Annotated in this window: 5 protein-coding genes; 2 read left to right on the plus strand and 3 right to left on the minus strand. The window is 39.8% G+C overall.

Annotated features, from left to right (window positions below):
* Positions 1–49 precede the first annotated feature (49 nt).
* Genes AC2VNP_RS20355 through modA form a run of 3 tightly spaced genes read right to left on the minus strand, consistent with a single transcriptional unit; the run spans position 50 to position 2,577 of the window.
* Entirely contained in the window at positions 50–1,102 is a 1,053-nt protein-coding gene (locus AC2VNP_RS20355) for a sulfate/molybdate ABC transporter ATP-binding protein (protein ID WP_486919073.1), read from the minus strand.
* A gap of 7 nt (positions 1,103–1,109) precedes the next feature.
* Positions 1,110–1,781 carry a molybdate ABC transporter permease subunit gene (gene modB / locus AC2VNP_RS20360; RefSeq protein ID WP_486919075.1) on the minus strand — a complete coding sequence of 224 codons (672 nt, stop codon included), beginning with the start codon at positions 1,779–1,781 and terminating at the stop codon, positions 1,110–1,112.
* A 13-nt stretch (positions 1,782–1,794) separates the two neighbouring features.
* Complete coding sequence (modA, locus tag AC2VNP_RS20365) at positions 1,795–2,577, minus strand: molybdate ABC transporter substrate-binding protein (protein WP_486919076.1); 783 nt, start codon at positions 2,575–2,577, stop codon at positions 1,795–1,797.
* A 273-nt stretch (positions 2,578–2,850) separates the two neighbouring features.
* On the opposite strand from modA, the gene AC2VNP_RS20370 reads away from it, so the two are divergent.
* Both AC2VNP_RS20370 and AC2VNP_RS20375 read left to right on the plus strand, forming a co-directional pair.
* Positions 2,851–3,333 (plus strand): hypothetical protein, encoded by a 483-nt coding sequence (locus AC2VNP_RS20370; RefSeq protein ID WP_486919077.1) that lies wholly within the window; start codon positions 2,851–2,853, stop codon positions 3,331–3,333.
* Complete coding sequence (locus tag AC2VNP_RS20375; RefSeq protein WP_486919079.1) at positions 3,330–4,127, plus strand: CPBP family intramembrane glutamic endopeptidase; 798 nt, start codon at positions 3,330–3,332, stop codon at positions 4,125–4,127. Before AC2VNP_RS20370 ends, AC2VNP_RS20375 begins: the two co-directional genes overlap by 4 nt.
* The last annotated feature ends 250 nt before the right edge of the window (positions 4,128–4,377 follow it).

Raw genomic sequence — 4,377 nt, forward strand, 5'->3', positions numbered from 1 at the left:
CCAGGTACCTTTAGTCGACTAAAGGTACCTGGCACCACTCTGTGATCTGTTAGTTTAGTAAGAACAAATGTTCAGGTGGTAAGGTTACTTTTTTGCTTGTAAGGGCTGCTTGTAAGCGGTTATTCGGGACGATCGCTTTTAGATCTAGGTTACCTACTCTCAGGAGAACGAGCGTTTGATTGATGCCACCGATGATCTCACCCATTTCAAATTCAAAGGTATTACGAGCCGGCCCAGCCTCATTAACAAATTCAATGTTTTCAGCATGGATACCTACATGTGTCGGTGGCGGTTGAATAGGTTCATTGTTGATTACATTCAACCGCAGACCACCGATACTTACTTCGATTTCCTCATTCCTTTTATCAACTGAGCTAACGGGAAGCACATTTTTACAGCCGATGATTTGAGCTGCGGCAACTGACCTTGGTCGTTGAAACAACTCTTGTTTCTCACCAAACTGAATAACTTTCCCTTGTTTTAAAAGAAGAATTCGATCAGCCAGCCGATACGCTTCTTCCATGTTGTGGGTAACGAGCAACACCACCCCTGAGAAGTTTTCCTGGATGATCTTTAATAATTCTTGCTCGAGCATGTGCTTTACATGATGGTCGAGTGCTGAAAAAGGTTCGTCAAGCAGCAGGAGATTAGGGTTTGTAATTAATGTTCTACCAAGAGCAACACGTTGTTGTTGGCCGCCGGATAGTTGCCTTGGGTAATGTTGCTCATATCCCTCTAGATGAATTTTCACAAACATTGCAGCTACTTTCTCTTCAATTTCCCGTTTGTTATGGGACTTCTTCAATCCAAACGCAATGTTTTCTTTAACCGTTAAGTGGGGGAAAAGTGCGTAATTTTGAAATACGTAACCAATGTTCCGGTGCCTCGTTTTAATCATGGTTTTCGTCTTAGCATCAAAGAGTGTTCGATCGTGTAACACAATTTTCCCGTTGTCAGGGGTGTGGAGTCCAGCAAGGCATTGTAATGTTAAACTTTTTCCACATCCTGATGGCCCTAGGATGGCAGTAATTCCCTTTTTTGCTTGGAACGAAACATCCAGCGCAAAGGTATCTAGTTGTTTCTGAATGTTTACTTCTAACACTTCTTCCTCACCCCTTTACAACTTTTCTTTCTAAGCGATTAATAACATATAGAACCGTGATCGATGTTGCGGTCATGATCAAAACGAGTACATTGGCTAAGTCGCGATTACCAGCGAGAAGTGCGTCATAAATAGCAATCGGCATCGTCATGGTTTCATTAGGTATACTTCCTGCCACCATTAACGTAGCACCGAAATCCCCTAGTGCTCGTGCGAATGAAAGCGTTAGTCCAGAAGCAATGCCTCGCCAAGCAAGCGGTAATATTACCGTAAAAAAGATATTGAGATCTGATCGGCCTAACACTTTAGCGGCATTCACAACATTTTGATCGACACTAGCAAACGATGCTTTTGCAGATTTGATTAAAAAAGGAATCGAGACGACCAGTGCTGCGATGACGGCTCCTGTTGGCGTAAATACAATCGTCATATTAAATTGTTGCTCCACAAACTGCCCGATCGGACTTTGTCTTCCAAGTAAAACAAGTAAATAGTATCCGAGAACAGTAGGCGGTAAAACGACAGGTAGCGTAATAACCGTATCAACGAGATCAGCTATTTTCCCTTTTGATTTAGCTAGGTAATACGCAATTGGCAAGCCGATGAGAAGAGCTAAAAGAGTCGCCGTTGCAGCAACTCTTAATGAAAGAAATAGTGGAAATAAATTAACTTCTGCCATAACTTACTTCTCCTCACTCAGGCACAACAAAACCGTAGCGTTCCATAATCGGTTTCCCGACAGGCCCCATAATAAATTGAATAAACTCTTGTGCTAGCTCTTCTTCTGTTGTCCGATTGATAACAGCGATCGATTGTTCTAAAGGTGCATGCATGTCATCAATGATGATGTGAAAGTCAACTTCATCTTCTTTATATAAAGATAAGGCAATTATTCCTGCTTCCACATTGCCTGTCTCAATATAAGCTAACGTGTCCGAAATATTCCGGCCATAGACGAGTTTTCCTTGTAACCCTTCCCAGAGATCAGCCTCTTCTAAAGCTTGTTTTGCAGCTAGTCCGTAGGGGGCATGATCAGGGTTAGCAATGGCGACTTTTCGAACTTCTTCTTTTAATAGATCATCCAGTGTTTCAATAGAAATCGTTTGATCTGGAAGCGTAGCGATCCCAATTCGTCCGAAAGCATAGGTCGTTTGTGTATCCGGAATAATTAATTCTTTCTCATTCAATTGGTCAACAAATTGAATATTAGCTGCAGCAAATATATCAAAAGGAGCACCGTTTTCAATTTGGTCAGCAAGTTGACCTGTAGACCCAAAAGAAAATGTAACTGTGACCCCTGTTTCTTCTTCAAATAGTTGACCTAGCTCTGTAAAAGCGAGGGTTAAGTCGGACGCTGCTGCCACTTTAAGTTCAATGCTCTGTTCATCGACTGTATTGTCACTCGTACCACAAGCTGAATTTATAATTGAAATAAAAATTATCATGGGTAATATAGTAAAAATCGTTACTTTCATTTTTGTCGATCCTTTCTATCTATAAAAACTGTAATTATAACTAAATATGAGTATAACATTAGTCTCTCGTTTCGCAATGAAATAAATCACAGTCTTACTAGAGAATAAACTTTTGATTCAACCGGAAAAAAGATCATTTACTTCAGATTATTATATTCGAGGGACATTAGCGTAAAATTAGAATTTAATATGTGAAGTAGGTAAAAAAAATCATATATGTTTTCCAAAAAATAGGAGTGATTAAAATGTAGATCAGCCGCGAGAAGGTTATGGATGACAAAAGAAGGATCGGATACATTAATTGAAAGGGAAGGTCTTAAGCGTATATTCAAATGGATTTCAATTATACTAACCATTTTTGTTTCTATCGTTATCTATTTTGTCATCTATTTAACATATTCTGCAAATCATTTAGAAATAGAAGAAGGTAAAATTAAAGTAACAGGTCACTTAGGAACAGAAATAGCGATTGAAGATGTTCAAGTCGTTGAGCTTCATGCTTCAATACCGATTATCCAACGTAAAGTCGGTGGAGCTTCTATTGTCAATCGAAAAAAGGGGCAGTTTTTACTTGAAGATTTAGGAAGAGGACATCTTTATGTTCAGTTGAACAAACCTCCATTTATTTACATAAAGTCGGAGGCCGCTACATTTACACCAATTCAACAGACCCAACGGTTACTCAAGAATGGTATGACGCTCTTAAATAACAAGTGGGTTAAATGGACTCTTCATTTTCTTATAGAAAGGCAGTGAACAAAGTGAAAGCAAACTTATATATCTCCCTCATATTAGCCGCATTTGGCGTGTTAGCAGGCATTTTTATTATTCCATACCAAATGGAAACGATGAGTACATACTTATCACCAGATGTGTTTGATCCGAACGATCTGCCGCTGCCAATGGCCGCACTCATTGGAATAGCGTCGATTCAGCTAGGGGTTGCCACGTTTGTAGCAAGTATTTTAGGAATTATTCTGGCTAGAAATGTAAACTTGAAGCTTCCGATTCTTGATGGACTCGTGAATAAAAATCAGAGAGTGACCGTTTCAGGGAAGTGGCTGACGTACGCGGTTTTGTTAGGGGTTCTTGGTGGGTTTACAATTGTTGCTGCAGATTATTTTTATTTTCAACACCAAATTCCACTCATTGCTGATAATCCACCTGCTTTCTCATTAAATGGTTTACTGGCTGGAGTTCTGTATGGTGGTGTGATTGAAGAAGTTCTCATGAGACTATTTTTGATGTCCTTCATCGTTTGGGTTTTATACAAACTTTTTGCGAGGGCAAAAGCAACCATTCCTCATGCTTTTTACTGGATGGCTATCGTACTGGCAGCGATTGTATTTGCAGTCGGACATTTCCCGACAACTCAGGTTGTTTTCGGGGAATTAAGTTCCATATTAGTTATTCGCTCGTTTTTATTAAATGGACTGTTCGGGGTTGTGTTTGGTTATTTATATTGGCGCAAAGGGATTGAGTATGCAATATTCAGCCACATGACGGCACATATCTCTATGCAGTTGCTCTTTATACCGATTTTTTATTAAAAACAAAACATCTGGCTACCTTAAAGAAGTTGTGGTTATGACATCGCAGCTTCTTTTTTTGCAGTAATATTATTGGTTTTTCTCTTGAGCACACGAACCAGCGGTATACGTTGAAGGGATCTCCTAGAAAGTCCCATAAGTGCACACGAACCAGCAGTATACGTTGAAGAGATCACCTAAAAAGTCCCATAAGTGCACACGAACCAGCAGTATACGTTGAAGGGATCACCTAAAAAGTCCCATAAGTGCA

The organism is Alkalihalobacterium sp. TH-98, from assembly GCF_057473385.1.

Bases quoted from the DNA above. Each gene is read 5' to 3' on its own strand.
- modA (WP_486919076.1), bottom strand. From the start codon at position 2,577: ATGAAAGTAACGATTTTTACTATATTACCCATGATAATTTTTATTTCA.
- modB (WP_486919075.1), bottom strand. From the start codon at position 1,781: ATGGCAGAAGTTAATTTATTTCCACTATTTCTTTCATTAAGAGTTGCT.
- AC2VNP_RS20370 (WP_486919077.1), top strand. From the start codon at position 2,851: ATGACAAAAGAAGGATCGGATACATTAATTGAAAGGGAAGGTCTTAAG.